Origin of the sequence: Bradyrhizobium barranii subsp. barranii (genome assembly GCF_017565645.3) — a bacterium.
GTDB classification, from domain to species: domain Bacteria; phylum Pseudomonadota; class Alphaproteobacteria; order Rhizobiales; family Xanthobacteraceae; genus Bradyrhizobium; species Bradyrhizobium barranii.
Genome location: NZ_CP086136.1, coordinates 8219083 through 8245080, shown reverse-complemented (window position 1 = coordinate 8245080; position 25998 = coordinate 8219083). Strand labels below are relative to the sequence as shown.

At 61.0% G+C, this 25998-nt stretch carries 29 protein-coding genes and 3 pseudogenes; 16 read left to right on the top strand and 16 right to left on the bottom strand.

The window, feature by feature from the left end; translation table 11 throughout:
- Positions 1-264 precede the first annotated feature (264 nt).
- Positions 265-2025, bottom strand: coding sequence for a B12-binding domain-containing radical SAM protein (locus J4G43_RS40280; protein WP_208088274.1), 1761 nt, complete (start codon positions 2023-2025; stop codon positions 265-267).
- Between the two features lie 383 nt (positions 2026-2408).
- Positions 2409-2671 (bottom strand): annotated as a pseudogene (locus tag J4G43_RS40275) (hypothetical protein).
- 260 nt (positions 2672-2931) lie between these two features.
- Here J4G43_RS40275 and J4G43_RS40270 point away from each other — a divergent pair.
- Together J4G43_RS40270 and J4G43_RS40265 are read left to right on the top strand one after the other, a co-directional pair.
- Positions 2932-3198: a hypothetical protein gene (locus J4G43_RS40270; protein WP_071913258.1), complete on the top strand. Its 267-nt coding sequence runs from the start codon at positions 2932-2934 to the stop codon at positions 3196-3198.
- A gap of 146 nt (positions 3199-3344) precedes the next feature.
- The gene (locus J4G43_RS40265; RefSeq protein ID WP_208088273.1) at positions 3345-4100 is read left to right on the top strand and encodes an outer membrane protein; all 756 of its coding nucleotides are present in this window, start codon (positions 3345-3347) and stop codon (positions 4098-4100) included.
- 88 nt (positions 4101-4188) lie between these two features.
- On the opposite strand, the gene J4G43_RS40260 is transcribed toward J4G43_RS40265, so the two are convergent.
- From J4G43_RS40260 to J4G43_RS40245, 4 genes are all read right to left on the bottom strand, one after another.
- Complete coding sequence (locus J4G43_RS40260) at positions 4189-4872, bottom strand: helix-turn-helix domain-containing protein (RefSeq protein WP_071915804.1); 684 nt, start codon at positions 4870-4872, stop codon at positions 4189-4191.
- 122 nt (positions 4873-4994) lie between these two features.
- Complete coding sequence (locus J4G43_RS40255) at positions 4995-5210, bottom strand: hypothetical protein (RefSeq protein WP_223154068.1); 216 nt, start codon at positions 5208-5210, stop codon at positions 4995-4997.
- Between the two features lie 38 nt (positions 5211-5248).
- Entirely contained in the window at positions 5249-5719 is a 471-nt protein-coding gene (locus J4G43_RS40250; protein ID WP_225005373.1) for a hypothetical protein, read from the bottom strand.
- A gap of 148 nt (positions 5720-5867) precedes the next feature.
- Positions 5868-6323, bottom strand: coding sequence for a hypothetical protein (locus tag J4G43_RS40245; RefSeq protein WP_155795335.1), 456 nt, complete (start codon positions 6321-6323; stop codon positions 5868-5870).
- A gap of 282 nt (positions 6324-6605) precedes the next feature.
- On the opposite strand from J4G43_RS40245, the pseudogene J4G43_RS40240 reads away from it, so the two are divergent.
- A pseudogene (locus tag J4G43_RS40240) lies at positions 6606-6905 on the top strand (hypothetical protein); the annotation flags it as partial.
- Positions 6906-6917: 12 nt separating this feature from the next.
- Here the strand turns inward: J4G43_RS40240 and J4G43_RS40235 are convergent.
- The 3 genes from J4G43_RS40235 to J4G43_RS40225 are packed head-to-tail and all read right to left on the bottom strand — an operon-like array spanning position 6918 to position 9672.
- Positions 6918-7793: an SMP-30/gluconolactonase/LRE family protein gene (locus tag J4G43_RS40235; RefSeq protein WP_071915801.1), complete on the bottom strand. Its 876-nt coding sequence runs from the start codon at positions 7791-7793 to the stop codon at positions 6918-6920.
- Positions 7790-8962: a M24 family metallopeptidase gene (locus J4G43_RS40230; protein WP_208088272.1), complete on the bottom strand. Its 1173-nt coding sequence runs from the start codon at positions 8960-8962 to the stop codon at positions 7790-7792. Before J4G43_RS40230 ends, J4G43_RS40235 begins: the two co-directional genes overlap by 4 nt.
- A 50-nt stretch (positions 8963-9012) precedes the next feature.
- A complete protein-coding gene (locus J4G43_RS40225) occupies positions 9013-9672 on the bottom strand; it encodes a GntR family transcriptional regulator (protein ID WP_135217137.1) in 660 nt (219 codons plus the stop codon).
- Between the two features lie 227 nt (positions 9673-9899).
- Between J4G43_RS40225 and J4G43_RS40220 the strand changes: the two genes are divergently transcribed.
- The 10 genes and pseudogenes from J4G43_RS40220 to J4G43_RS40175 all read left to right on the top strand — a co-directional run bounded on the left by J4G43_RS40220 (position 9900) and on the right by J4G43_RS40175 (position 18721).
- On the top strand, positions 9900-10919 hold the full coding sequence (locus tag J4G43_RS40220; protein ID WP_208088271.1) for a TRAP transporter substrate-binding protein: 1020 nt from the start codon (positions 9900-9902) through the stop codon (positions 10917-10919).
- A gap of 75 nt (positions 10920-10994) precedes the next feature.
- Positions 10995-11504: a TRAP transporter small permease gene (locus tag J4G43_RS40215; protein WP_071915797.1), complete on the top strand. Its 510-nt coding sequence runs from the start codon at positions 10995-10997 to the stop codon at positions 11502-11504.
- A gap of 22 nt (positions 11505-11526) precedes the next feature.
- The gene (locus J4G43_RS40210; RefSeq protein WP_071915796.1) at positions 11527-12807 is read left to right on the top strand and encodes a TRAP transporter large permease; all 1281 of its coding nucleotides are present in this window, start codon (positions 11527-11529) and stop codon (positions 12805-12807) included.
- Between the two features lie 30 nt (positions 12808-12837).
- The gene (locus tag J4G43_RS40205; protein WP_208088270.1) at positions 12838-13332 is read left to right on the top strand and encodes a type II 3-dehydroquinate dehydratase; all 495 of its coding nucleotides are present in this window, start codon (positions 12838-12840) and stop codon (positions 13330-13332) included.
- Between the two features lie 13 nt (positions 13333-13345).
- The gene (locus J4G43_RS40200; protein WP_208088269.1) at positions 13346-14002 is read left to right on the top strand and encodes a hypothetical protein; all 657 of its coding nucleotides are present in this window, start codon (positions 13346-13348) and stop codon (positions 14000-14002) included.
- Positions 14002-14442, top strand: a pseudogene (locus J4G43_RS56150) (sugar phosphate isomerase/epimerase family protein); the annotation flags it as partial. The gene J4G43_RS40200 and the pseudogene J4G43_RS56150, both read left to right, overlap by 1 nt.
- A 46-nt stretch (positions 14443-14488) precedes the next feature.
- Positions 14489-14818: a hypothetical protein gene (locus J4G43_RS40190; RefSeq protein WP_208089629.1), complete on the top strand. Its 330-nt coding sequence runs from the start codon at positions 14489-14491 to the stop codon at positions 14816-14818.
- 9 nt (positions 14819-14827) lie between these two features.
- Complete coding sequence (locus tag J4G43_RS40185; RefSeq protein WP_208088268.1) at positions 14828-16558, top strand: FAD-binding protein; 1731 nt, start codon at positions 14828-14830, stop codon at positions 16556-16558.
- Positions 16559-17120: 562 nt separating this feature from the next.
- Positions 17121-17540 (top strand): CopG family transcriptional regulator, encoded by a 420-nt coding sequence (locus J4G43_RS40180; RefSeq protein WP_208088267.1) that lies wholly within the window; start codon positions 17121-17123, stop codon positions 17538-17540.
- A gap of 5 nt (positions 17541-17545) precedes the next feature.
- The gene (locus J4G43_RS40175; RefSeq protein ID WP_208088266.1) at positions 17546-18721 is read left to right on the top strand and encodes an extracellular catalytic domain type 1 short-chain-length polyhydroxyalkanoate depolymerase; all 1176 of its coding nucleotides are present in this window, start codon (positions 17546-17548) and stop codon (positions 18719-18721) included.
- Between the two features lie 14 nt (positions 18722-18735).
- Here the strand turns inward: J4G43_RS40175 and J4G43_RS40170 are convergent, their stop codons facing one another.
- The 3 genes from J4G43_RS40170 to J4G43_RS40160 form a co-directional block, all read right to left on the bottom strand.
- A complete protein-coding gene (locus J4G43_RS40170; protein ID WP_208089537.1) occupies positions 18736-19827 on the bottom strand; it encodes a sensor histidine kinase in 1092 nt (363 codons plus the stop codon).
- Between the two features lie 29 nt (positions 19828-19856).
- Complete coding sequence (locus tag J4G43_RS40165) at positions 19857-20648, bottom strand: alpha/beta fold hydrolase (protein ID WP_041959899.1); 792 nt, start codon at positions 20646-20648, stop codon at positions 19857-19859.
- Positions 20649-21017: 369 nt separating this feature from the next.
- Complete coding sequence (locus J4G43_RS40160) at positions 21018-21245, bottom strand: hypothetical protein (RefSeq protein WP_041959901.1); 228 nt, start codon at positions 21243-21245, stop codon at positions 21018-21020.
- Positions 21246-21687: 442 nt separating this feature from the next.
- Between J4G43_RS40160 and J4G43_RS40155 the strand changes: the two genes are divergently transcribed.
- The 3 genes from J4G43_RS40155 to J4G43_RS40140 all read left to right on the top strand — a co-directional run bounded on the left by J4G43_RS40155 (position 21688) and on the right by J4G43_RS40140 (position 23722).
- Positions 21688-21849, top strand: coding sequence for a DUF2934 domain-containing protein (locus J4G43_RS40155; protein WP_071910726.1), 162 nt, complete (start codon positions 21688-21690; stop codon positions 21847-21849).
- 760 nt (positions 21850-22609) lie between these two features.
- Positions 22610-23194, top strand: a complete 585-nt coding sequence (locus J4G43_RS40145; RefSeq protein ID WP_041959903.1) for a phosphatase PAP2 family protein — start codon at positions 22610-22612, stop codon at positions 23192-23194.
- A gap of 129 nt (positions 23195-23323) precedes the next feature.
- Positions 23324-23722, top strand: a complete 399-nt coding sequence (locus J4G43_RS40140) for a cupin domain-containing protein (protein ID WP_049802973.1) — start codon at positions 23324-23326, stop codon at positions 23720-23722.
- A gap of 246 nt (positions 23723-23968) precedes the next feature.
- Here the strand turns inward: J4G43_RS40140 and J4G43_RS40135 are convergent, their stop codons facing one another.
- The 4 genes from J4G43_RS40135 to J4G43_RS40120 all read right to left on the bottom strand — a co-directional run bounded on the left by J4G43_RS40135 (position 23969) and on the right by J4G43_RS40120 (position 25955).
- Positions 23969-24832: a transglutaminase family protein gene (locus tag J4G43_RS40135; RefSeq protein ID WP_208088265.1), complete on the bottom strand. Its 864-nt coding sequence runs from the start codon at positions 24830-24832 to the stop codon at positions 23969-23971.
- The gene (locus J4G43_RS40130; protein WP_080588637.1) at positions 24829-25170 is read right to left on the bottom strand and encodes a SemiSWEET family sugar transporter; all 342 of its coding nucleotides are present in this window, start codon (positions 25168-25170) and stop codon (positions 24829-24831) included. The genes J4G43_RS40135 and J4G43_RS40130 overlap by 4 nt, the downstream gene beginning before the upstream one ends.
- 30 nt (positions 25171-25200) lie before the next feature.
- Complete coding sequence (locus J4G43_RS40125) at positions 25201-25374, bottom strand: hypothetical protein (protein ID WP_166350969.1); 174 nt, start codon at positions 25372-25374, stop codon at positions 25201-25203.
- Between the two features lie 92 nt (positions 25375-25466).
- Complete coding sequence (locus J4G43_RS40120) at positions 25467-25955, bottom strand: YciE/YciF ferroxidase family protein (RefSeq protein WP_208088264.1); 489 nt, start codon at positions 25953-25955, stop codon at positions 25467-25469.
- Between the last annotated feature and the right edge of the window lie 43 nt (positions 25956-25998).

Below are 25998 nucleotides of genomic sequence, written 5' to 3'. Positions count from 1 at the left end.
CTCAGACCGGCTGCCTGTGATCATCGGTTGAGGAGCACTGTTGCCGAAGCCAGACTTTCCCGATGGCTCAATTTACGGAATGAGCAATTATGGAAGGACCGCTTCTGGCGCAAAGCGGCCGGTCACCGGCATGTCTGCTCCTGGCGGCAGAACGGAAGTGGACGTTTTGGGGCTGTTCGGTGCAAACGCACGTCGCTTGTCCGTCAATCTGTGAGGATGCGATGGTTCGTGGCGGCTTGAGAATCAACTAGCGCGAGTTTGCAACTACCGCACGGACAGCTTAGGTTTCTGCGCCTCTTCGATATGCCGCCGCTGATCGAGAAACGCCTGGCTAGACCGCGTCTTGTACAAGTCCAGATTCTCGGTCTCGTCGGGCCGCAGTGTGATCGCCTCATCGACATAAGTGAGCCGGTGCGGATCCGACTTGACCTTGCGCGCCAGCCGGTGGAGGCGCAGCGCTAGCGATGCCCATTGCGCGGCCTTCAGGACGGTCTCGGCGACATAGCGCGGATAGAACGACCAGGCCGGCTCGACCGGCAGATGCGGACGCCGCTCGTCGCGGCTCTTGAGCCGCAGCACACCCCCTTCGAGCGGATGGACCTGCTCGATGGGATGGTAGCCTTTGAAATAAAGCGCGTAGGTCCCGATCTTGCCGACATTGTTGCCCATGGCCGCGGCACGCCGCATCAGGGTCTCGATGTGCTCCCAGCTGTAATAGGTGTTCCAGGCGAGCTCGCAGGCCCGCTCCCAGTCCGCCTTGGACATGGCGGGGTGGTCGACCGTGACGTGGTCCAGGTCGTATTTGTTGAGGTCCGCATCCATCGCGACGCCCTTCATGTAGAGCGTCTTGTGATCCTCCGAGCCCGGCAGCGGCGTCAGGAAGAAGAACTCCAGCATGTCGATCGGCAGCTCACGCTTGATGATCTCGATGTCGCGGACGATCGATTCCGGTGTGTCGTTGGGAAAGCCCAGAATGTAGCCGCCGACGGTCATGATCCTGGCCTTCTTCCAGGCCAGCATCATCTCGCGATAGTCGGTGATCTTGTTCTGCCGCTTCTTGGCGCCGAGCAGACTGTCCGGGTTGATGTTTTCGAGGCCGATGAAGCATCGCCGGACGCCGGCCTTGGCGCATTTCTCGATGAAGTTCGGTAGCTTGTGGCAAAGCGTGTCGACCTGGATCGTGAAGCGGAGGTCCCAGCCCTCCTTCTCGCGCAGCGCGATGATGCGGTCGAGCAGGCTTTCCCAATCCTTGTTGCGCGCAAAATTGTCGTCGGTGAGGAAGAAGGCGAAGACGCCCTGGGCGACGTTGGCGCGGATCACGGCCTCGATGTCGTCGGCGCTGCGGCGTCGCGACTTGCGGCCCTGCACGTTGATGATGGTGCAGAACGAGCACTGGAACGGGCAGCCACGCCCGGCGTCGAAGCTCGTGGTGTGGCCGATAACCCGCCGGATCTGCTGGCGGGGAATGATCGGCAATGGCTGGCTCTCCAGGTGCGGCAGATCGTCGATGTAGTTGTAGAGAGGCTGCAATCGTTCGGCGGCCGCGTCCTGCAACAGCTCCTCCAGCCGTCCCTCGGCCTCGCCTGCGAAGACCGACACACCGAGGTCCATCATCTCCTGAACGCCGGGATCGCGCTCCGGCAGCATCGAGAGGGTGCCGGACACATGGAAGCCGCCGATCGCAACGTGGATTCCGAGCTTGCGAAACCGTCTCGCCAGATCAAGCGATCGGGGAAACTGGTTCGACTGGACTCCGACCAGCATCACCATGCCGGAATCCGCGGCCTTGATTGCGCGCGCCAGATCCGCGACACGCACCTTCCAGTTGGTCTCATCGATGGCGTCGATCTCGATGTCGAAATCGGGCCCGAGAACCTGGCGTTCACGACAATCGAGCGCGATGCCGTAAAGGCAGGCCAATGAGTTCGAAGGCAGGCCGCCGCGCCACCATCGAATGACGTAGCCATCGGCGTCGTATTGTGACGGCTTGATCAGAACAAGCCGGAAACTCCTGCTCTTGCTCATAAGCAAGGGGTAGCTCGATGTCGGTCAAAGACCAACTGCTTTCCGCGAGGTCCCTCGCAAAAAACGACGAACTGTGACACGAAAAACATCCTATCCGAGTACCTCGGCTAACCGCACACGGCGCAATCGCATGTTCGGCACAAATTGGGGTGCGCAGTCGCCAGCTAGTCATGCGCCAGACGTCCGTTCTGGGTCACACCCGGAAGAACTCGGCCTGAGCATATCAAGTCTGCTTCACCCCAAGGAGCGGACATCTAGCGGACATGCTGGGTCGACCGCTTGGGGCCAAGAGGCGACATCGCTACTTGAGAAGTGGTGTTGAATGCTACCGCGGGTCACGAGGTTGGTTTATGCACCACGGCTAGTGGCCCGCGGCAAATCCTCTATCGACGCGCTCCGACGCGATTAACGCCGCCATTGGCATTACCGCCCACGTTATGACGGATGCGGCGCGCGCGACGGGCCGTGGCCGGAGGGCAACGCCAGCCCGGGCAACGCAACCCACCGGATAGTCGACGTACTGGCAATACACGATCGCGCGGGCCGGTGATGGAGCAAGCGTGGCCCCTGCAAGTCCCAGAAGTGCGCTGGCAGCGACTCTTGTAACCGTCACTGACTTGATCGAAAGTCGCATCTTAGCCTTCATGATGGTCCTCCTAAGGGTAGCAGAAGCCGCATTCCTACGGCTTACGATAGCGTGTGCGCGGAGACATGAGCGACCTTGACGTACATCGAGGGTGAACTGGGCTGTGCGTTAACTCCGTCGGACATCCTCCGTGTTCTTGCCTCCCGTCACCTCGTTTTGCTGACAGCACCAACCGCGATCTTGATTCAGATCAACCAGCTTCGTGATACCCGCACCAAAACAAGAGACCGACTGGGCTAGGGCGATTAGTTGGTGCGTGCATGACGCCGACTTGGTATGTCACCTTCGAGGTTCGTAAACGCGGCACGCTGCCGAAGCAGCGGAGCCCTCGGGAAACAAGGACCTTCGCTACGGAAGCAGAGGCCAAGGCATTCGTTCGTGCAAAGCTCGACGAAGGTCTCGTTGTATTTGCGGGCACGATCAATCCGCACGTCCCCAGGCAACTCATTCCGTCGCCCCGCATCCAAGCTTGGCTTGTCGATGAACAATGGAACGCTGAGCCAGATACAGGTCCCGACGCGGAATAAGCACGTTCCGGTGCACACACCGCTCTCGAGTGTTGCCATTTTGTTACGGGCTTAGGGTCTCATCGCTTTTGACTTTGGACGTTCGCAGCACCTCATAAGAGCTCGCGTTCTCTGAACGAAAAGCTCTGAGCAAGGGGATATGGACGATGAAAAGGCTTTCGATGGCTGCGCTCAGTCTCGCAGCGCTGAGCATGACGGCTCCTGCCATGGCCGCCGATATGGCCGTCAAGGCGGCGCCGCCGGCGCCGGTGGTGGCGATCTACAACTGGAGCGGATTCTACATTGGCGCCAACGGAGGCTGGGGGCAGAGCCATGGTTGCGTGGATTTCCTGACGCCCGCCGGGACAGTCGCAGGTGGTTGCGCTGATCGTTCGGGCGGCCTTGTTGGCGGGCAGATCGGGTACCGCTGGCAAACGAACCAGTTTGTGCTCGGCTTGGAGGCGCAGGGTGACTGGGCCGAGATCAAGAACACACGCGTCAGCTTGATCGATCCATTGATCTCAACCACAGGCAAGATTGATGGCATTGGGCTGTTCACGGCTCAACTCGGATGGGCATGGAACGCGTCGCTGTTCTACGTGAAAGGTGGCGCTGCGGTGACGCGCAATCGCTTTGATGTCTTCAACAACCTCACCGGAGTCGGCCTGGCCTCCGCAGGTCACACGCGCTGGGGCGGTGCCCTCGGTGTCGGCTGGGAATACGGTTTCTCGCCGAATTGGTCGCTCGGCATCGAATACGACCATCTCTGGATGGGGCGTGACAACACATCCTTCGCAGGCGTGGTCACGCCAGGGGGCATCACCCTTCTCGGCAACGGGGTCAGTCAGGATGTGGACTTGGTCACACTTCGGTTGAACTATCGTTTCGGCGGTTATTCGGCACCGGTCACCGCTCGCTATTGAACCGTACTTCGCGCAGATTGGAGGCCCCGGCATGGCACCGGGGCCTCTCAATTAAGAACGACAAAGGGTCTTCGCTTCGACCCGGCTGTCAATTCTGAGGATCGAAGCCGGCGAGTTGCTGCCGGTCCAACAGTACGATCTGGCGGTGGGTGGCACCGATGAAGCCGAGGATGCCAAGCGCGCGCAGATGCGATAACGCCCGCGAAACGGTTTCCAGCTTGAGTCCAAGGTAGTCCGCGATATCACGCCGTGACATTGGCAGTGCTAAAATGCCGGCGTCGGTGAGCCGCTTGTCCATCTCAAGGATGAAGGCCGCGACGCGCTCGATCGAGGTTTTGCGTCCAAGGAGCAGCATATGGTCTTCCGCATGCTTCAGATTGCTGGTGGTCATGCGGAGCAGATGCTTGGCCAGCGCGCCATCACTGCCGGAAATTACATCGAGATTTTGTCGCCGAATGAGGCGAACCGTCGTGTCCACGACGGCTTCTGCCGTAGAGCGGTGCAGGCTTCCATTCTCCAGTCCGAAGATATCGCCGGAAACGTAAAAGGCGCCGATTTGCCGGCGGCTATCACGAAGCAGCTTGAAGCTTCGTACCGCGCCTGACTTGATCTGATAGACATAATCGGCGGGTTCCTTTTCGCCGTAGATCTTGTTGCACTTCCGATAGGTAAGTTGGCTCAGGCTGACGATCGGATTGGTTTCGGTCGGTATCCCCAGTTCGCAAAGGGAGTGCGGATGAGGCACCGACACTGAGGTGATATGCATCAGCATTGGACCCATTCCTTAATCTGGTGATGATGGGCCTGGTAACCGTGCAATTCCGGTGCCGGGTTAGCGGCGTGCGTGGTGACAAGATTTTCAGGGATAGTGCATTCTCGGTATTGTCCTAAAGTTCATTGCACCAAAGGACAGCAGGGCCCGAGTTTGGATCTGTTTGCTTGCGGCGCTGCGGCGCAGAACTCTGCCACCGGTCTGCAGCTTAAGACCGGCGCTACGGTGATTGTTGGTAGCTCCAGCGTGACTAATCGCGCCAACAACGTCGCCGGATACAGTTGCCCGATAACCGCTTCGATGTTGCAGAGGCTCCTTGCCCATGGATGGACGGGCACGATGTCGCCGTATCCGGTCGTCGTCAGCGTGGCAAAGCTCAAATAGAAAACCTTGCTCGCAAGCGATCAGTCATCCACGAACTCGATGCCTTTGAATGCATCGGCGGCCGGCAGGCAAATCCCACGGCAATCAAAAGATATACGAGGACAGCGCCGACGACGCGGTGATAGGTGATGTAGCCTGGACCGAATACGGCCCTCGTAACGACAGCTCCCAAGGCTATGGCGATCAGCAACCATGACGCCGCCAGCAGATGCAAGTTGTAGGGCCAAGCGTAGTAATAGCGCTGCAAGAGCACGATGACGTTCGCAATAAGCCCAAGTAACATCATTCCAAGTGCGATCTTGCTCTTCGAGATAATCGCCATGCTCGCCATCACAGCAAGCAAGATGGTAATTGCCCCGGCATGGAGAACAAAATGGCCGGTCGCTTGAAGAGGCGCAAAGACGAAGACGATCGATACGAGGAGAATTGTGAGTAGCGTCAGCAGCCAATCGTTGATGCTCAAGCGCATCCGTTCTCGCAGAAGGTCTACTTTCATACCGTTCCCCCTGTTGGCTTCCAGCTCCAGCCTTCGACATGCGACGTGGAGGTGTCTGTGCGATGTATGAATAGGGGCCGCGAGACTCGGCGTTTGGATTTTGCCCGGACGCCGATCACCAGGTTCTGAAGCCGAACCAGCCGAACTGTCCTTGTCGTGCCACTAGAAGCATCTGCGGCTTGACGTGCCGTCTCGGCCGGGCGGCGACGTTTGATGTCTTGTGTTGTCGCTTGCGATCGATAGATTCGGGCGGGCGTGCATCTGGACGCGGCAGCATTGCGAGTGCATTCGCGACTGTCGGGTTATCGATCCGGTTGACGGGCGGTTCGGTGACGCCTGACGACATCGCGACATCTGGGATCTTGACCGCGGGTGCGGCGGAAACGATTGTCGGCGACCGGGCATCGAGCACAATTCGCTCCGGCCATTTGCGATCGGAGTGAATGCGTATTGCTGGTCGATCAGCCGGCACCTGTTCAGGGATTTGCCCCCTCGGAACACAATAGTCTGCGACAAAGAGCAGTAAGAGCAACGCCGCTCCGACCTTCCAGAGATATGCCAGCAACGGCATGCCGGTAGCTCCTGTGCCCTCGAAACAACTGCCTTGGGCCAGTTCTACGACGTTGTCTCACGCATGCTGCACAATGGCGACGTACTTCTTGATCTAGATCAAGCGCGTTGGGCTGATCGGAAACGTGATCCAGCTTCACTCGGAATTGCGCACGCTCCAATGTGAATTACTTGAGATGAAGTGCAACGTTACCATCCTTCCGGTGGAGAGCTGCGAGCGGTGGACCTCTATCGCAGAGTTCCGCTTTGGGTCAATCGCGTCGTTGTTACAGTCGGCCAGCTACTACGCGGCAATGGCGACCTGAAGGGGCCGCCCCATGAAATCGACGTCGTCGCGATCCAGGGCGACAAGGTCTTCTTTCTCGCTGTCACCAATGCGGTGAAGACGGCCGAGATTCCGGCCTGCGAAAAAGTCTGGAAGCAAATGATGGCGAGGAAGACACCGGAGGATTCCATGGCCAAGGAAGACGGGGCCATGGACGCCTACACAAAATGCTTTGCCAAGGAGGCGCCAGGTCAAAGCTGGTTCGCGGCGGCCGTGAAGAAGGCGCGGGGCCAGTTGGAGCTGCTGCTCGCGCGGTAGGATCCCTCGGAACTAACCGATCCGGAAACGGTGTTCCGGCAGCCCCTGCGCGACGCCGTCAATGGCCAGGAGATGGCCGGCCTGCGGCTCGACGTCAAGCTGCTGCCGATCCAGGAATTTTCTGGCCGTCGTCACATACAGCGTTTTGAGATCGCTTCCTCCGAAGCAAAGACAGGTCGGATTGGTGACAGGCAGGGGAATGACCGTGTCGATCGTCCCGTCAGGCCGATAACGCACCACCCGACCGCCCGAGAAGAACGCCGTCCACAGCCCGCCATCGACGTCAACGCACGCGCCGTCAGGTCTTTCTCCGGAGGCGCTGTAATCCGCAAATAGGCGCCTGTTGCTGATCAGGCCGTCGTCGAGATCGAAGTCGAACGCCCAGGTGCAGTAACGCCGCGTGTCCGTGAAATAGAACGTCCGATTGTCGGGCGAGAACGCGATCCCATTGGACACGATGACGTCGTCGAACAGGCGCGTCACCTGACCGTCTCCGGTGACGCGGTACAGCGAGCCGTTCGGCCGGTGCAATTGATTGTCCATAGTGCCGATCCACAGGCGGCCGCGCGCGTCCACGCGGCCGTCGTTGAGGCGGTTGTCCAGGCCGCGTTCGACCTCGACGACGGTCTGGCGATGGTCGAGGGTCAAGTCCTGCGCGAGCAGATGCGAACCGTCTGACGTCAGGGCCTGGCTGCCGACGAATTGGCAATCATAGGAGGCTTTGTAATGGGCGCCCGTCGCGGGATCGAAGGATTGATGAAGCCGGCCGTCGATGTCGATCCACCACAGCTTGCGGGACCGGTCGCACCACAGCGGCGTTTCGCCAAGAATGTCCGCGCTGGCGACCGCGGTCTCGACCCTGTGCGCGGGAATCGTTTTCGCAGTCATTCCGGAATCCGGTTCCAGCCGCGCGCGCTATCGCCAAAGGCCTGATAACCATCGGCGGTGACGGCGATGGTATCCTCGAGCTTGATAAAACCCCGTCGCTTGTGAGGCAGCGTGGTTTCAATCGAGATGACCACGCCGGCCTCAAGCGGCGCATTGGCGTCGTCGGCGGGGTAGGGAATGGGTCCGCTCGCCGTCAGGCGCGGCGCTTCGTGGCTGACGATGCCCATGCCATGGGCGACGAAGTGCATGTGCTTGCCGTGAGGAGACCGCGCAAGCGCTTCGTTCGCTGCAGCGTAGATATCGGCGCCGATGAGACCGGCGCGGATCGGAGCGCGGGCCGCCTGCTGGATCAGGTCGATTTCGCCGAGCAGATCGACGAGCTCGCCGTCCGGCGCCCCATGCATGGCCATCCGGCAGAGATCGCCGATATAGCCTTTGTAATTCCCGCCCGAATCCAGTGACACGATATCGCCGCGCTCGAGACGTTGCTCGGACGGCGCCCGGTTGAGGCTCGTTCCCATCGTCACCAGGGCGTATTCGAAGATCATGTCGCGGGAAAATTCGGCCTGCCGCAAATGCCCGATGATCTCGCGCTTGCTGTGTCCGGGCCGGGCGTGGTTCACCGCATCCATCATGGAGGCGACCACGCGCTCGGACGCTTCGCGCAGGATCTCCAGCTCGGCTGCGGTCTTGATCGACCGCAGTTTCTCGAGCGGGCGCATCGCCTCGACGAGCTGGGAATCGGCGAGATCCCGACGCAGTACATCGGCGGCATCGACGGGCAGGAACGACATCTCGACGCCGACACGCAGCGCCGTCGTCGCGACCGCCTTCACATGCCTGAGCGCGAGCGCCATCGCCTCGACCGAGGTCGACGATCCGAATACGGCCGGCGGCATCCAGTATCCGGCGGCGGTCCTGTTCTCGACGCTGTCCCGCTCGTTCCGGTTGGCAACATAGGCGCACTTCTCCGGGGCGCCCTTCAAATAGACGAAGATGGGCAGATAGCGGCTGATGCCGATCGCTTCCATGTAATCGAACTGGAAGTGATAGTAACCGCCGAGCAGGTACTGAATGTTGTGCTTCGCGGTGACGATCAGCACGTCGATGCCGAAATCGTCGAGCAGGCCGTCGAGCCTTGCCGTGGAGAACGGAATTTTCGAACTCATTGATCGTTCTTCTTCGCTGACGACTTGATCTCTTGGGCGGGCGAAGGCGGTCAGCTGTCCTTCCAGGAGGACAGCGCATGCGCGACGCAGCCATTGATGTGGTCGCTGAGGACGGCCCTGGCGCTCTTGATGTCACGCTTCAGAGCGGCTTCCAGCAAGGCCTTGTGCTGGTTGATCGTCTCCGTGCCGCGGTAGCGCAGCGCATAGCGGAAGTATTTGTCGAACACGATCGCATGGGTATGCATCAACTCGCGCGACCCGCAGCTCGAGATCAGCGCCTGGTGGAATTCGCCGTCGTAGCGCTTGCGCAGCTCGGGATCGTCGCCTTCCTTGAGGACGGTGCGTTCGGTCGCCGCCAGCTTGTGATGCGCGGACACGACGCGGCCCTCCCACTCGACGTCGCCGGCCCGGAATGACTCGGCCATCGCGTGATGCTCCAGCAGGATGCGCAGCTCGGCGAGCTCGCGCAGGTTCTGGATCGAGATCGGCGCCACCTCGAAGCCGCGCTGGCCTTCGGCGACCACAAAACCCTCGGACGTGAGGCGATTGAGGATCTCGCGCAGCGTCGAGATGCTGACGCCGTAATCTTCCTTCATGGCATCGAGCTTGAGACGCCCGGCAGGCGTGAGCACGCCGAAAATGATGTCGGAGCGAATGCGCTGATAGCCGCTGTCGCCTGCCGACATTGGCCGTTCCTCGAGTGTCGTCATGCGCTCTAGTCCCGCTGTCCGGATTGCCGGCCCGCCGTGCGGCGGCCGAACCATCAATGTTGCCAGCAATATAGCAGACCGACGACACATGACGTCTACTGAAATCTCATATGAAATTGATTTTGTCGTTTGACATGGAAATATATGTATGATGTGTAAATAAACGGAGGGTACGGAAAACAAGGCCTTAAGCCGCCGTTCGTGCCCCGGTGAACAGGGAGGAAACGATGAGCTTGTTGATACGGGCGCTGTCTGCGACGGCGATCTGCGTGGCGCTGACGGTCGGCGCATCCGCCGCTGACGACATCCAGGAGCGGACGATCAGGTGGGGCCACCTCAACAACACCGATCACCCTGTCAGCTTTGGCGTGCAGAAGTTTGCCGAGATCCTGCTGGCGAAGAGCGGGGGCAAGATGAAGGTGCGAGAGTTCGCAGCCTCCCAGCTCGGCAATGAGTTGCAGCAGCAATCGGCACTGCGCGGCGGCACGCAGGAGATGCTGTCGGCCTCGACCACCTCGCTCGCAACCGTCATTCCGGAATTCGGCCTCGTCGACTTCCCGTTCCTCTTCAACACGACCGAGCAGGCCGACGCGCTCGCGACCGGTAAATTCGGCAACGCGATGATTGACACGCTGCCGTCGAAGGGGCTGATCGGTCTCGGCTATTGGGGCCTGGGTTTCCGCAATGTCACCAACAGCACCCGCCCGATCACGAAGGTCGAGGACTTCAGCGGGCTCAAGCTTCGCGTGATTCCGAACCCGGTCTATCTCGAAAGTTTCAGCGCCTTTAAGGCCAATCCGGTCCCGATGGCCTTCGGCGAGCTGTATTCGGCGCTCGAGACCCGCACCGTCGACGGCCAGGAGAATCCCTACACGGTCATTCTCTCGAACAAGTTCTACGAAGTGCAGAAATACGTCTCCGCGACCAACCACACCTTCACCCTGAACATCATTCTGGTGAGCAAGGTGTTCTGGGACAAGCTGTCGCCGACCGAGCAGCGCCTGATGCGCGAGGCTTATGCAGAGAGCCGCGACTACCAGAAGGAGCAGACGCGCCTTCAGACCGAAAAGGCGCTGGCGGAATTGCAGGCCAAGGGCATGCAGTACAATGCGATCGCACCTGAAGAGACCGATCGCATGCGTAAGACAGTGCAGCCGGTCGTGGACAAGATCTCGGCCAATCTTCGGTCCGAGACGGTGAAGCTCTTCAACGACGAGGTCGAGCGCATCCGCAAGGACGTGAAGTAGCCGACGTCTCCATCACGCAGGCGGCGGGGCCGGCCACTGGCCGGCTCACACCCCTCATTTGCCCGGACGTCACGCATGGCGCGAGCTCTTGACCTCTACTGCACGTTCCTGAAAGCCGTCATTGCCGCGTGTCTTGCAGTGATGGTGGTGCTGGTGTTCGGCAACGTCGTCCTGCGTTACGGCTTCAACTCCGGCATCACGATTTCGGAGGAGCTGTCGCGCTGGCTGCTGGTCTGGCTGACCTTCCTCGGCGCCATCGTCGCGCTGCGCGAGCACGCGCATCTCGGCGTCGACAGCCTGGTCCGCATGCTGCCGGCTTACGGAAAACGCATCTGCTTCATCATCAACTATTGCCTGATGCTGTTTGCCGATTGGCTGCTGCTCTCGGGCAGCTGGCGCCAGACCATCATCAACATCGACGATCGCGCGCCGGCGACCGGCCTTTCGATGGCCATCTTCTACGCGGTCGGCGTGATCTTCGGCGTATCGGCCGCAGTCATCCTTCTCTACGACCTCGTCCGCGTGCTCACGGGACAGGCCAGCGAGGCCGATATGGTGGCAGTCAAGGAATCGGAAGAGCACTGATGCTGACCATCGGGATCACGCTATGACGATCGCCGTCTTTACCTTATCGCTGCTCGGCGCCATGGCGCTCGGCATGCCGATCGCCTTTGCGCTGATCGTCTGCGGCGTCGCCCTGATGAGCACGATCGACATGTTCGACGCCCAGATCGTGGCGCAGAATGTCATCAACGGCGCGGACAGCTTTCCGCTGATGGCCATTCCCTTCTTCATGCTCGCGGGTGAGATCATGAACAAGGGCGGCCTGGCCAAGCGTATCGTCAATGTCGCGCTCGTTGCCGTAGGCCATTTCCGCGGGGGGCTTGGCTACGTCACGATCCTCGCGTCCTGCATCCTGGCTTCGCTCTCGGGTTCGGCCGCGGCCGATGCGGCTGCGCTCGCGGCTCTACTGGTGCCGATGATGGTTGCGGCAGGGCACAAGAAGTCCTATGCGGCGGGTCTCGTGGCGGCGGGGGGCATCATTGCCCCCGTCATCCCGCCCAGCATCGGCTTCGTCATCTTCGGCGTCGCCGCGGGCGTTTCGATCTCGAAACTGTTTCTGGCCGGCATCGTGCCCGGGCTGCTGCTCGGCGCTGGGCTTTGCATGGCGTGGGCGTGGGTGGTGCGGAAAGAGAACCTGACGCCGCCGCCGCGAGCCTCGGGGGCTGAGATCATCAAGGCCGTCGTCGATGGTTTCTGGGCGCTGATGCTGCCGGTCATCATCGTGGTCGGCCTGCGTTTCGGCATCTTCACGCCGACGGAAGCCGCGGTGGTTGTCGCCGTCTACTCCCTGTTCGTCGCGACCTGCATCTACCGTGAACTGAAACTGTCGCAGCTCTACGCCATCTTCGTCTCCTCTGCCGTGACGACGAGCATCGTGATGTTCCTTGTCGCCGCGGCGCTGGTATCGTCCTGGCTCATCACCGTGTCCGAGATATCCGCACAGGTCGTGACCCTGCTGAAGCCCTTCATGGGCAACAACACGCTGTTGATGCTCGCGATCATGGTCGTGGTGGTCATCGTGGGGACGGCGCTCGACATGACGCCGACGATCCTCATTCTCACGCCGATCCTGATGCCGATCATCAAGGCGGCGGGCATCGACCCCGTCTATTTCGGCGTCCTCTTCATCATCAACAACGCCATCGGCCTGATCACGCCACCGGTCGGCATCGTGCTCAACGTCGTCTGCGGCGTCTCGAGGATCAGCATGGAGGATATCATCAAGGGCGTCTGGCCGTTCATGATCGCGCAACTGATCGTCCTGTTCGCGATGGTGCTATTCCCGGGACTGGTGACGATTCCGGCGAAATGGTTCGGCGGCTAGTCACATATGTCGACAAAGGAGAGGCGAACAATGGCCGCTAAGATCATGATCCTCAATGGACCCAATCTGAACTTTCTCGGCATCCGGGAGCCGCACATCTACGGCCGGACGACGCTGAAGCAGATCGAGGTCAGCTGCCAGGCCCTGGCCGACCAGCTCGGCGTATCGATCTCATTCCACCAGACCAATATGGAGGGTGAGCTCGTCAATCTGATCCAGTCCGCCTATGGCAACGCGGATGCGATCATCATGAATCCGGCGGCCTATTCCTTCACCTCGATCGCGCTGATCGACGCACTGAAGATCTTCGAGGGTATCAAGATCGAGGTGCATATCTCGAACATCCATGCCCGGGACGAGCTTCACCGCCACTCGATCACGTCGAGTGCCTGCACGTCGGTTATTTGCGGCTTGGGTCCGTACGGCTATCTCGCCGCGATCCTGGCAGCCGTTCAACGGCTTGGACAATTGCCTGAAACCATTCCGCAGGCCTTGCACGGGCTTGCCGCCGCTGCCACGGCGTAAGGAGGAGAGCAACATGCGCGGTGCAGGATTTCTCGCCATCTGGAGCGACGTCGAGGCGCACGACCTGACCGATTACCGGCACTGGCTGACGCGCGAGCACACCACCGAGCGCGTGACGACCAAGGGCTTCCGCGGGGTGCGCGTCTTCCGCGCGGCAAGGGACGACATCAACCGCTTCTTCATCCTGTACGAGCTCGATGCGCCCGAGGTGCTCGACGGCGAAGCGTACCTCGCGCGCCTCAACGCGCCGACGCCCTGGTCGCAGCGCATCATGCCAAAGCTCAGCAATTTCATGCGGGGCGGGGGCATCATGGTCGCGCGCGCGGGGCGAGGCGAGGGGGCCACGATCATGGCGCTGCGGATCGAGGCTTTGCCCGCGGACGCCCGAAAACTGGCTGAGGCGCTCGTTGCATGCGACGGAATTGCCGCCATTCAGATCGGCGCGACCGACGAGGCGCGCACATCGGTGCCGACGGCCGAAAAGGGCATGCGAAAGGACGAGGGCTTTTTCGCAGGCCTATTGCTGATCGAGGCGCTCGACGTCGCCGCGTTGCAGGCCGCCTTGCAGCAGGCGCGCGCGATTGCGCCCGACATCCTGGGCCGGGCGAGCGAGCCGGAAGTCTACCAAGGCATGTTCGCGCTCGACGCCCGCATCGCGGACTTCGGCTGATGGCCGTCTTCTCGCTCGCTGCCCTGACCGTGCTCGATCTCGCGCCGCCCGAGATGATCGAGCTGGCGGCCCGCTGCGGCTACGAGAAAGTCGGGCTCAGATTGCTGCCCGCGACGCAAGGCGGAATTGCCTATCGCCTGATGGACGATGCGCCGCAGATGCGAGAGACGCTGCAGCGGTTGCAGTCGACGGGCGTGACCGTCGCCGATATCGAAGTCGTCGCGTTCAGGCCGGCGACGGACGTCGCGTCCTTCACGCCCTTCTTCGAGGCGGGCGCGCGCCTCGGCGCCAAACATATTCTCGTTGCGGCCTACGATCCGGACCTGGCACGGTTCTCGGACCGCTACCGGCAGTTTTGCGAAGCGGCTGCACAGCACGGCCTGACATCCGATCTCGAATTCATGCCCTGGACCAGCGTTCCGGACCTGAAGACCGCGATGCGGATCGTCGCCGATATCGATCACCCCGCGGCCGGCGTTCTGGTCGATGCGCTGCATTTCGATCGATCGCAAAGCGCTTGCGGATATCAAGGCTATCCCGGCGAAGCAGCTTCACTACTGGCAACTCTGCGACGGTCCGGCCGAACGCCCGGCGACGACCGAGCAGCTCATTCATGCCGCACGCGAGGAACGGATGTTTCCAGGCGAGGGCGGCATCGATCTCGTCGGACTGACACAAGCCATGCCCGACAGCCTGACCATCAGCATCGAGGTCCCGACCGTTCAGCTGGCGAAGACCGTCGATGCCGTAACACGGGCACGCCGGGCGCTCGCGGCGGGCAGGGCCGTGGTCGAGAGGGCGCGCGCCGCTTCGTAAGAGGGTGGGATGCCGCAAGCCGATCGCGTCTGGGACATCGAGACCGACCTGCTGGTCATTGGCGCAGGTGCGGGGGGCATGACGGCGGCGCTGGTCGGCGCCCTCGAAGGGCTCGGCGTTATCCTCAGCGAGAAGTCGGACATGGTGGGCGGCACGACCGCAACCTCCGCCGGCACCGTCTGGATCCCGGGCAACCGGCAAGGGCGGCGCGCTGGAACGCCTGATACGGTCGAGGCCGCGCGCACCTATCTCGCCGCGATGCTCGGCGAGCACGCGACCGACCAGCGCGTGGATATGTTCCTGAAGGCCGGCCCGATCGTTCTCGATTATCTCGAGCAGAAGACGAGCGTGAAGTTCGCGGCACCGCCGGTCCATCCCGATTACAAGCAGCTTCGTGGCGCTGCGATCGGCGGTCGCGCGCTCGGAGCCGTGCCGTTCGACGGCCGCGAGCTCGGCGACGATTTCGTGCGAGTCAGGCCGCCACGTCGCGAATTCATGGTCCTCGGCGGCATGATGGTCGGGAAGGCGGACATTCCGGCGCTGCTGGCGCCCTTCCGCAACTGGACCAACTTTCGACACGCCGTCGGCCTTCTCGCCCGGCATGCGCTGGATCGGCTGCGCCACAAGCGAGGAACGCGCCTGATCATGGGCAATGCGCTGGTCGCGCGACTGCTCGACAGCATCCGCCGCGCCGGCGTCGAGCTGCGATGTGAGACGGCGCTTCGCGAGATCATTTGCGAGGGCGACGACATCGTCGGTGCGGTCCTCACGTCTCCGACCGGAGAGGTCGCCATACGCGCCCGCAAGGGCGTGGTGCTGGCAACTGGCGGCATCGGCTGGAGCCGCGAGCTTCGCGAACGGCTGTTTCCACATGCCGCGCGCCGCTTTTCGCTCGCGCCCTCATCCAATACAGGTGACGGAATCCAAGCCGCCGAGCGTGTCAACGCCATCATCGAGCGTGACCTCGAGAGCCCGGCCCTGTGGATGCCGAGCTCGGTGATGGCGCAAGCCGACGGCCACGTCTCGGTCTTCCCGCACATCATGCTCGATCGCGCCAAGCCGGGACTGCTCGCCGTCAACAAATCCGGCCGACGCTTCGTGAACGAAGCGGACTCCTATCACGACTTCGTCGCCGCGATGCTGCGTTCGAACGCATCTGCCTCGTCAGCCACGCCGGCCTTCCTGATCTGCGACAGGGCCTTCATCAAGGATTTTGGCATCGGACTGGTTCATCCCGGGACCAAAGACCTGACCGAGTTCTTGCAAACCAATTATTTGATCGAAGCCGAAACGATCGCAGAACTGGCACAGAAAATCCCTATCGATCCAGATCAGCTTGCTGAAACGGTCGAACGATACAATCGGTATGCCGAGAGCGGGGTCGACGAAGATTTCGGGCGCGGTTCAAGCGAATTGAACCGGTTCAATGGCGACGCCCGGAGCAAGCCGAACCCTTGTCTGCGCCGGATCGGCCCAGGACCGTATTATGCCGTCGCCGTATGGCCCTCGGACCTCGCCAGCAGCGCCGGTCTACGCACGGATTCCTGCGCACGCGTATTGTCTCGCGACGGCACGGTTCTATTCGGTCTCTACGCCGTCGGGACCGATTCATCCTCGATCTTCCGCGGCACATATCCGGGGCCCGGCACCATGATCGGCCCGGCCATGGTCTTCGGCTGGTGCGCCGCGATGGACGCAGCGGCAAAGCTACGCGGGCTTCTCGATCTGGCGCCGCGCTAGAAGCTACGGCCCCCGCCTGAGCGACGCCGTCCGAGATGGTCAATGCACCCATGCCACCGCTGCCTCCGCTCGCGGAGCGGGCGAAGCGAAGGCGGGAACGGCGCGAGCGTCGTCGCGAAGGACGCGAACGAGCTCTAGCGACCGCGTCCTGAAGGCGTAAGCGCGCCAGAAGGCCGTGAAATCCAGGTGGTAGATCATGGCCGCGACGAGCGAAAGCAGCTGTCCACCGCCGCAGAAGATCGTGATGGTTTTGAATTCCTCCGCGCCGTCAGTCGAGCGGACCGCGCTCGACGTTACGGCAGGGCTCGTTAAAGGTCTCAAGCGGAATTAGGTTCGTCGGCCTCCCATGCCGGGATCGGAGTAAACGAAGGCAACCATCCAGCTAAGGCCGCAGGCATCTTACCCTGCGTTCTGCTCGACCGTCTCGATCGTCATCGAGACGGTTTTCGCCGCCGCGGACAAAGCCCGGCACTTTCTCCAAAGTTCCATCACGTGCCCTCTTGTAAGGACCGCGTGCCATCCATATACCAGCCATACAGATGGTAAATGGATGGCGAGAAGCATGCCTTCGAATATTCAAGAACTGAGGCCGAAGCCTCCGGAAACCGAAAAGATCACCATCAATCTCGGCTTCGTCGATCTGGGCCACGTCGATCTGATGGTGAAGGACGGGTTCTATTCGAACCGCACGGATTTCATCCGGACGGCGATCCGCAATCAGCTCGAGCGTCACGCCGACGTGGTCAAGCAATCTACCGCCCGTAAAGGCTTGGATCTCGGCCTCCGGAATTACACGCGCGCGGATCTCGAAGCGGCGCAGCGAGCCGGCGAGATGCTGCACATCAATGTGCTTGGCCTTGCCAGCATCGCGCAGGACGTTACGGCCGAACTCGCCCGCGCAACTATCGGCTCGGTTTCCGTGCTCGGAGCCCTCCATGCCACCCCCGCGGTCAAGGCCGCTCTCGCCGACAGAACAAGGTGAACACGATGTTGAATCACGACACGCTGCGCGAAGCCACGCGGTTGACGCGAGCGGGGCAACTGACCGAAGCCACGGCGCTGCTGCAGCGCATGCTCAAAGGCGAGCATGCGCCCGCTGCGGCATCGCTCGTCCCGCAGCTCGTCGGCCTTCCAGACGGCGTTCCGCCCACCATCGACCTCAAGTCTAGCCGCCTCGGCTGGGCCGACCTCAAAGCTCCGGCTACCACGGCACGTTTGCACCGGCCGCTGTTCGATCGGGCCAAGGGCGGCACCTGGCTTGGTCTGCGGGGTGCCAAGCACGCGCCTGCTTCGATCACCGACATCGCGCCGGAAGGAACGAAGTTTATCGACGGCACCTACAGCAACGAGGCCGGAAGCCGAAGCTACAAGCTGTTCGTCCCCAGCGGCTACCAACGAGGTCAACCGCATCCGCTGGTCGTCATGCTGCATGGCTGCACGCAGTCGCCGGACGATTTCGCAGCCGGCACCAGAATGAACTTCATCGCGGAAGAACAGAACTGCCTGGTGGTTTATCCGGCACAGCATGGCGGCGCTAATCCGTCCAAGTGCTGGAACTGGTTTCGCGCGGCTGACCAGCGCCGCGACGAAGGCGAGCCCTCGCTGATCGCGGGCATCACTCGCCAAGTCATGCGTGACTACTTAATCGATCCAAAGCGCGTCTTCGTCGCCGGCCTCTCAGCTGGAGGCGCCGCTGCAGCAATCATGGGAGCCACCTATAGTGATCTATACGCTGCAGTCGGGATCCATTCCGGCCTCCCTTGCGGAGCCGCCACCGATATGCCCTCGGCGTTCACCGCCATGCGGCAAGGGGGCAAAGGCGCTCGTCCTGCGGCGACTGGCCCGATGATCCCGACCATTGTTTTTCACGGCGATCGCGACACCACCGTGCATCCAGGCAATGGCGCCCAGGTCGTCGAACAGACTATCGGAGCGACCAAGACGCAGAAGAAAGTGCATCGCGGGCAAATTCCGGGAGGGCATGGATATACCCGAACGACCCACGTCGACGGCCAGCGGGAGATTTTGGAGCACTGGAACATCCACGGCGCCGGCCACGCTTGGTCCGGAGGGAGCCCCGCCGGATCCTATACGGACGCAGAGGGGCCGGATGCCACGAAGGAAATGCTGCGATTCTTTCTGGAGCATCCGCACGCCGGATGAATCTTGAAGCGGAGCTACTCCGACGGCATCGTGAATGTGAAGCGCGTCTCCTTCGGCGACGACGAGACGGTCAAAGAGCCGTCATGCGCCTTCGCGATCTGAGAAGCGATATATAGCCCCAATCCGAGTCCTTGCCTGCTTGCGCGGGCCTCGCCACGAAAGAACGGCTCGAACAGCTTCTCCATCGCCGCTTCCGGTATAGGCTGGCCGGCGTTGGCGACCCAGAGCTCGAAAGAACCGCCGCGCGTTTCGGCGTGAACGACGATCGGCTGGTTAGAGGTGCCATGCGTCAAGGCGTTGCCTAGAAGGTTGGAGAGTAGCTGACCAACACGCGTCCGGTCGCAATCAACCGGCCGGTCGATCGCGAAGTCCGCAAGGATTTCCCTCCCGGGCGATCCCATACGCAGTTCGTCTACGACCTGCTCGAGTTCAGGTTGGAGTGGCTTTCGGGTGTCGCGCCGCAGGGTGATGCCACCGCCCAGCCTGCCACGCGCGAAGTCCAGCACGTTGTCGATCATCGCGCTCATCCGGATGACGGTCGACTGCAGCATCGCGGTGACCCGGTGCTCCTGCTCGCTCTGTACCGTCCGATCGAGGATACGGGCGCCGGCGCTAATCGAGGCGAGCGGATTGCGCAGATCGTGACCGAGAACGGCGATGAATTGTTCGCGAAACCGCGACGTCTCATTTTCCAGCCGCAGCACCTCCTGCGTGGCCTTTTCCGCCGTCACGGCCAGATCCTTGGCCGACAGAAGCTCCGTTTCGTACCGGCGCCGGTCGGTCGCCTTGATCAGCGCGATGCGGATGCCCAGCGCGTTCCCGTTCGGATCGCGGCGCTCATTGGCGTTCGCGATGATCTGCAGCGGATCGCCCGCGGCCGTAAGCATGTCGATCGCGAACTCGTTGAAGAAACCCTGCATCCGGAGTAGGGGCGCGATATGGGTTTCGAAATAGATACGCCCAGGAAAGGTGAGGAAATCACTGAAGCGCTTCCCGAGCATCGCGTCCGCGTCGTGACCGGTCCATGCGAGGAACGTCCGGTTCACGTGCTCGATGCGCGTGTCGGCGCGCAGCGTGATGTAGCCGCACGGCGCATTTTCGATCATGTCGTCGAAGTCGAGACCGGCGACGCTCACTAGACGAACGTTCTCATGGCGTCGACCACCTCTTTAGGGGCGCTGAGATTCGGACAGTGTCCGGTCGCGTCGAGGACGATCATCCGGCTGCCCGGGATGTTGCGGTGGACGAACTCGCCGACCTCAAGCGACGCGATGATGTCCTCCTTGCACTGGAGGATCAGCGTTGGAACGGCGACGCCGGCCAGGTCCTTGCGGTTGTCGGAGGTGAAAGTGACTCGGGCGAACGCCTTGGCGATCTCCGGATCGGTTCGGCAGAAGCTGTTCGTCAGTTCTTCGCCGAGTTCGGGCCGGTCGGGATTGCCCATGATTGCGGGCGCCATCTGGGTCGACCAGCCCATGTGGTTGGACTCAAGGAACTGCAGCAATTCCTCGATCTGCGCGGCACCGAAGCCGCCGACGTATTCGTCATCGTCGATGTACCGGGCAGAGGGGCCGACTAGGACCAGCTTGCCGAACATTCCGGGAGCCTTCTGAGCGGCAAGTACGCCGATCATGCTGCTGACGGAGTGGCCGACGAAGATGGCATCCTCCAGTTCGAGTTCGCGCCCGATTTCGACAAGGTCGTCGGCATACCCCGATAGGCTGGAGTATTTGGTCTTATCGTAAGCGGCGAGATCCGACCCGCCTGCGCCGACCTGATCGAACGTTACCGTCTCGAAGTCGTTCTCGAACGCCGGAGCCACGAACCGCCACATGTTTTGGTCGCAGCCGAACCCGTGACCGAACACGATAGCCCGGTCCCCGGCTCCTCGAACATTCACGTTGTTTCGCTCGATTACGCCTGACATCGAATACCTCGGAAATTACGGCGCGATGCCCCATCTGCACCTTATCCGGGATCAGGTCGAGCTTGCGAGTCCTTAGCGCGGAACCCTGTCATTTATCGCTGTTCGACGGACCAGTTCGATCCGACTGATGCTGGCCAGGTCTCCTTGCCGTCGTTGAGTGCATCTACAAACCGAGTTGTGGCCCTACCGGCCGTCATCCTGGCGGCCGAGGTATTACCTTTGAAAAGTCTGGTTGTTCGAGCCCCTCGGCCTGCTGACATTCGCACGGCATTCCGGCGCCGCATTGACAGCCCTTCTCATTCCAAGCTTGGAAAGGGTGGTTCTCGCACACGCAGCCCAGCCCAAAGCAGATCTGGCAGTCGGGATCTATCAGGTGACTAACTCCAACGAACAGTCGGCACACAATCTCTTATAATCGCTGATGGCTGTGTTCGAGAGCATCAAGACACGGTGTTCACCACGCCTAACCATTGCTTCCACCGACTCCAGCAGCACCTTGCTCGCAACCTCGGGATCACCGAGGTTGCCCGTCCGCTCCAGGTAATCCCAGGCGATCTGGATCGAGTTTTCCATGATAACGGGCAGGGGCTCACTCATGCGAGGAAACGACCCTAAGCTTGGCGAGTTCCTTGCGTCTCCGTGCTCTCCGATTCGTGGCGCCCGCACCGGCAATTTAGGCAGCCGTACCTATGGTGGCTCTGCGCCACGACGGCGGCCGACGCCGAATGAGGGCGTTTTTCCGAAGAACAGCGGCCAAAGTCGTCTGCGACCAAATAGACGGTCTCGTCACCGTTCGGGGCGATCGACATAAGCCGTCGAGACTGACGCATAAGCAACTCACACGACGGAACCGGGATTCAATTTGTCGACGTCCGATTCGTCGCTGTTACAGTGCGTACGCAGTTGGAGCGCAACACAGAGTCGGCAAAACAGCGCGACGGCCTGAACAAGAGGCTTCTTTGGTTCACAGGCAGGTTTATGGGGGGATGACCGGATTAGTAACCCCTCCGATTGCCCCTACTTGGGCTGGAGAAGGCCCATGAATAGGCGAATCGATGAAGCCGTTGCGGCCCGCGCCTACGAGTTGTGGGAGCAGGCAGGCAAGCCGGACGGCCGAGAAGAAGACTTTTGGCGCTTGGCCGAACAGGAATTGCTCAACGAGGATCAAGGCTCACCTCGACGCACACCGGATACGCTTTAGGCGAGGAGCTACCCGTCATACCCGAGCTTCCCGGCTATCACTGTCCTGCGCGACGCTTAGGTAATTTGGCGGGCGGTCTTTCGAAGACACAAGGCAGAACCGGCAACGGACTGGCCGCAGACGGATCGTCCGTCATCCCCATCGGGAAGCCAAAGGGTTTGGAACGCTTTCCGTACAGATCTTTTGATTTAGTCGCGGTTCAAGCGCTTGTTCGGAGGGTTGCGGCACCCTGATAGAGAGAAGATCGAGTTAATGGCTTCTGTCAAAGCGGAATTGGATAGATACTTTGAATTGTTCCGGCGACGGGTGCCTACGAAGGTGTCGGCCTTCATTCTGTGGCTACGAGAACCATCCTCGTTTTGGGTCCGTGTCGTTGTCGCCGGGTTGCTCATCCTAGGAGGCGTCTTCAGCTTTCTGCCTATCTTCGGCCTCTGGATGCTGCCTCTAGGCCTTCTTCTTATCGCACAGGACATCCCTATTCTACAGAAGCCTCTTCTCATGGCTTTGAGGTGGATCGAGGCCAAGTGGGAGCAGCTGAGAGCGCTCTTTAAGAAGAAACCATCAGGCTGATGGACATGATCCGGCACGCTCACTCTATCCGGAGCGTCACCCGATAAGCGGGCGCCAAACAACTGCACGACCTGCGTATCGGTGCCGCACAAGTCACCTTGCCGCGCGGTGAAACACCTCGCGATGACAGCACAATGAACTTGGAACCTGCACCGGAGTTAACGATGGCAGATCGCAGAGTGACGAGGTGATGGCAGCAGTCAGGGTCAAACCCACGAAGCCCGACGTGGTGATCGCGCGGACCGTGTCGCGCAACACCAATCATCGTACCGAGATGGTCTCGCGCGGGCTGACTTGGGGCGCCGACGAGAAAATCCTTCTGGCGCTCGCGACCGTCGGCTGGTTTGCGACGCGTGGTAGGTCGGAGCAGCTGCAGCGGGCGGGCAATCATGCGCTGCTCGTTACGGTCGTGGTCTCGCTGATGCCTCATGGTATGAAGTCGGTATTCGATCAGACCCGCCCGGACCGCAAGACTGTGCTGGGTCACATGCACGGGGTCTCATTTTCCGGAAAGCGCGATGACGCGTTTCCCTCGGGACACGCCCTCCATATGGGCGCGCTGGCCTCCGCCGCCGGCACTTTAACGCCTCTCCCGCGGAGAATGATTCGAGCCTTAGCGATCGCCCTTTCCCTGACGCGGATAGTCGTGCTGGCGCACTGGGCTAGCGATGTGGTCGCGGGCTTCGCGCTGGGTGCCATCATAGAGCGGCTGCTGCGCTTGTGGACCGGCTATCCGCTTTGGACATCGGAGAAGAGCGACCGTGTCCATTTTTGAGAACGTCAAGGAATACATGCAGCGCGCGACCGGCCTGCGCCGTCCAGGCAGGAAGGAAGCTCCGGAACTCGCTTGTGCCCGAAAGCCTCACACGTTCCGCTTCAAGGATGACGGCTCGGACCCAATCACTTGCGATGGCCGTTCATCATCTACCGTGGCGCCGTCGATTTTGGCGACGGGCACGACCCGGCGGCCGTGATGGAGGATCTCTTCGAGGCCAACAGCTGGGGCGACACTTGGCGCGACGGCATCTACAGCTATGTGCATTATCACTCCCGAATTCATGAGGTGCTTGGCATCGCCCGCGGCAAGGGCCGGGTACGCTTCGGCGGCAACAAGGGCCGGATATTCACGCTGAAGGCTGGCGACGTCGCGATCCTGCCCGCCGGTACCGGCCATCAATGCCTGTTCGCCGAAGAGGACTTCCTCGTCGTCGGCGCCTATCCACCGGGACCTACGACGAATGCACGAAGGTCGAGGATCGGCCGCGCGCGCCGAAGGGCTCTCGACCCGCGGAGATCGATCTGAAATGCCGGAGGATGTCGCGCCTACATCCTAGTCCCGGATGGCCTAGTTAGCAGCTTGTCGATCTCCCCTTGAAGAGGCCAAGGAGCGGGTCGAAAAGCAAGTGGACGGCCATGACGTGCCGCCTGCAGGATTTGCGATCTCAAAGCCCAAGAGTAAGGCGCTGCCATTTACTCTGCCGATACTGGACTCGGGGACGATCCTGCCGTGCACTCGACGTATCGATCGGTGGAATAATCCGGAGATGCGTTAGGCGGTGACCGAGACAGTCACGCCCATGCTCAAGAAGCTATCGCTTGGGCCAAAGAAGCTTCCTGATACTGGCATGCACTGGCTGATATCGCGGGCAACTGCGACGGGGATCAGATTTCGACCACCGACGCTGCGGTTCGTCGGGTCGAAGGTGACCCAGCCCGCACCTGGTAGGAACACCTCGGCCCAAGCATGGGTCGAGCCAGCATCGCCCGAACCTAGGAGCTGATGGCTCGGGTCGTGGAGGTAGCCGGAGACGAGCCGCGCGCCGAAGCCGAGCTTTCGTGCGGATTCGGCGAACAAGACTGCAAAGTCGCGGCACGATCCCCACCCGCGGTCGAGTGACTCCTCGGGAGATTGCGTGCCCTCGATTTCACGGCTTTGGTACCGAACGCGCTGGGCGACTCCGGCGTTCAGGTCTTTGAGCAGTGAAAGCGTATCGGTTGGGTTGCTACGTATAAACCCTCTCGTCCAGTTTTGCAGTCGCCCGCCCGGATCAGGGTATTGGGCAATAGTTAATGCGCCGAGGTCGGTCCATTCTTCGTCGGAGTAGCGGAACGGGTATGAAATGGCCGAGGCAGCGATATCGAACACCGGCCAATCGACTGCATCGAGAAGAATATCGGCTTCGCTGCCAATAACGAGCGTCGGGGCTGTGTCTGCAAAGTTGATCAGGGCGACAGTGTTGCCAAACACATCCTGGGCCCACTTGGTCACAGCGTCCGGCGTGATCGTCAAGATGTGTGACATCAGCCGCAATTCGCGGCTTTCGCGAGGGCGTAGCATCAGGCGGTGTGGAGCGAGATGTACTGCCTCTCTAAAACGATAGGTGGTCGTATGGCGGATTCGTAGCGCCGTCATCTCGGCCTCCGTTTGTCAGGCCCATGGATTCTACAGCGGCCTCGCGACCTGAGATCCCGTATCTTGCAGCAGAAACGATGGCCGCGAGCGTGGCGCAAATCACGTTCGCGCCGACGATCATCCAATCGAATAGCACCGTAGACGATCCAAAACCCGAGACCGAGGGTCAGCGCCCAGAGCATGAAGAGCGAGAGATCCTCCGTGGACCCGCGTGGCCACGCCTCGCGGACCTGCGGCACATAGGAAAGCGACGCGAGTAACGCCGGTATGCCGCCTAGATAGCAAACCGGGCCATCGAGCACGTTCGGGCGACCCACGACGTGCCAAGTGCCATGCATCCGATTAAGTCATACGGCCAACTAGACCAACTAGGCGTTAGGCGCGGCCTTTGTGGGCTGCGTGCTACTCACCGGGTCAGAAGCCGGCAAGCTGTCTTTCAAGCCTCTCTCAAGTTCATCGTCTTGCTTCTTATCACGGCGCATTTCCTGCTTGGGATCGGCGGCGTGTTTGTCAGTCGGCGCCGAATTGAACTTTTCACTCATGTGATTGTCTTTCTAAATCGAAACGCAACGCTGCATTGAGAGCCGGGAAGGGCCGTCCGAAGGGCGGCGCTTCCCGATCCTTACAGGGTGGTTCAGGCTGCTTCCGCGTTGACTGCCGTCTCAGCAAGCTTTGTCAGCGCATCGTCGGTCTTCTTCTCTTCGGCCAACGTCTGATCCAACAACTTGACCGCATCCTTCATACCAAGCTTCGTGGCCCAGCTCCTAAGCGTCCCGTACCTGGATATCTCATAATGCTCGACCGCCTGAGCGGCAGCCAAGAGCCCGGCATCAAGTGCCGGCTCACCCTTGTACTCGTCCATGATCTCGGTGCCCTCATCGAGAATGCCTTCGATCGCGTCACACTTCTTTCCGCGCGCCGGCTTTTCGAGAAGCTCGAAGATCTGTTCGAGGCGAACGATTTGACCTTCGGTCTCATCGTGATGTTTTTCAAATGCCGCCCGAAGTTGATCGGAATTGGCGGCCTTCGCCATCTTCGGCAGAGCCTTATAGATCTGTTTTTCGGCGTAGTAGATATCCTTGAGCGTATCGAGGAAAAGCGCATTTAGATCTTTGTCGGCCATTGGAACGCTCCATAAGTAAAAGGATTGATGCACGGCAACATGA

Coding starts and splice junctions, on each gene's coding strand:
- J4G43_RS40235 (WP_071915801.1), bottom strand. CDS start 7,793: ATGACTGCGAAAACGATTCCCGCGCACAGGGTCGAGACCGCGGTCGCC.
- J4G43_RS40130 (WP_080588637.1), bottom strand. CDS start 25,170: ATGCATGGCACTTGGCACGTCGTGGGTCGCCCGAACGTGCTCGATGGC.
- J4G43_RS40125 (WP_166350969.1), bottom strand. CDS start 25,374: ATGAGTGAAAAGTTCAATTCGGCGCCGACTGACAAACACGCCGCCGAT.
- J4G43_RS40160 (WP_041959901.1), bottom strand. CDS start 21,245: ATGAGTGAGCCCCTGCCCGTTATCATGGAAAACTCGATCCAGATCGCC.
- J4G43_RS40260 (WP_071915804.1), bottom strand. CDS start 4,872: ATGCTGATGCATATCACCTCAGTGTCGGTGCCTCATCCGCACTCCCTT.
- J4G43_RS40185 (WP_208088268.1), top strand. CDS start 14,828: ATGCCGCAAGCCGATCGCGTCTGGGACATCGAGACCGACCTGCTGGTC.
- J4G43_RS40225 (WP_135217137.1), bottom strand. CDS start 9,672: ATGACGACACTCGAGGAACGGCCAATGTCGGCAGGCGACAGCGGCTAT.
- J4G43_RS40205 (WP_208088270.1), top strand. CDS start 12,838: ATGGCCGCTAAGATCATGATCCTCAATGGACCCAATCTGAACTTTCTC.
- J4G43_RS40135 (WP_208088265.1), bottom strand. CDS start 24,832: ATGACGGCGCTACGAATCCGCCATACGACCACCTATCGTTTTAGAGAG.
- J4G43_RS40175 (WP_208088266.1), top strand. CDS start 17,546: ATGTTGAATCACGACACGCTGCGCGAAGCCACGCGGTTGACGCGAGCG.
- J4G43_RS40245 (WP_155795335.1), bottom strand. CDS start 6,323: ATGCCGTTGCTGGCATATCTCTGGAAGGTCGGAGCGGCGTTGCTCTTA.
- J4G43_RS40155 (WP_071910726.1), top strand. CDS start 21,688: ATGAATAGGCGAATCGATGAAGCCGTTGCGGCCCGCGCCTACGAGTTG.
- J4G43_RS40200 (WP_208088269.1), top strand. CDS start 13,346: ATGCGCGGTGCAGGATTTCTCGCCATCTGGAGCGACGTCGAGGCGCAC.
- J4G43_RS40145 (WP_041959903.1), top strand. CDS start 22,610: ATGGCAGCAGTCAGGGTCAAACCCACGAAGCCCGACGTGGTGATCGCG.
- J4G43_RS40180 (WP_208088267.1), top strand. CDS start 17,121: ATGCCTTCGAATATTCAAGAACTGAGGCCGAAGCCTCCGGAAACCGAA.
- J4G43_RS40215 (WP_071915797.1), top strand. CDS start 10,995: ATGGCGCGAGCTCTTGACCTCTACTGCACGTTCCTGAAAGCCGTCATT.
- J4G43_RS40210 (WP_071915796.1), top strand. CDS start 11,527: ATGACGATCGCCGTCTTTACCTTATCGCTGCTCGGCGCCATGGCGCTC.
- J4G43_RS40265 (WP_208088273.1), top strand. CDS start 3,345: ATGAAAAGGCTTTCGATGGCTGCGCTCAGTCTCGCAGCGCTGAGCATG.
- J4G43_RS40170 (WP_208089537.1), bottom strand. CDS start 19,827: ATGATCGAAAATGCGCCGTGCGGCTACATCACGCTGCGCGCCGACACG.
- J4G43_RS40280 (WP_208088274.1), bottom strand. CDS start 2,025: ATGAGCAAGAGCAGGAGTTTCCGGCTTGTTCTGATCAAGCCGTCACAA.
- J4G43_RS40120 (WP_208088264.1), bottom strand. CDS start 25,955: ATGGCCGACAAAGATCTAAATGCGCTTTTCCTCGATACGCTCAAGGAT.
- J4G43_RS40165 (WP_041959899.1), bottom strand. CDS start 20,648: ATGTCAGGCGTAATCGAGCGAAACAACGTGAATGTTCGAGGAGCCGGG.
- J4G43_RS40270 (WP_071913258.1), top strand. CDS start 2,932: ATGACGCCGACTTGGTATGTCACCTTCGAGGTTCGTAAACGCGGCACG.
- J4G43_RS40220 (WP_208088271.1), top strand. CDS start 9,900: ATGAGCTTGTTGATACGGGCGCTGTCTGCGACGGCGATCTGCGTGGCG.
- J4G43_RS40190 (WP_208089629.1), top strand. CDS start 14,489: ATGCGCTGCATTTCGATCGATCGCAAAGCGCTTGCGGATATCAAGGCT.
- J4G43_RS40230 (WP_208088272.1), bottom strand. CDS start 8,962: ATGAGTTCGAAAATTCCGTTCTCCACGGCAAGGCTCGACGGCCTGCTC.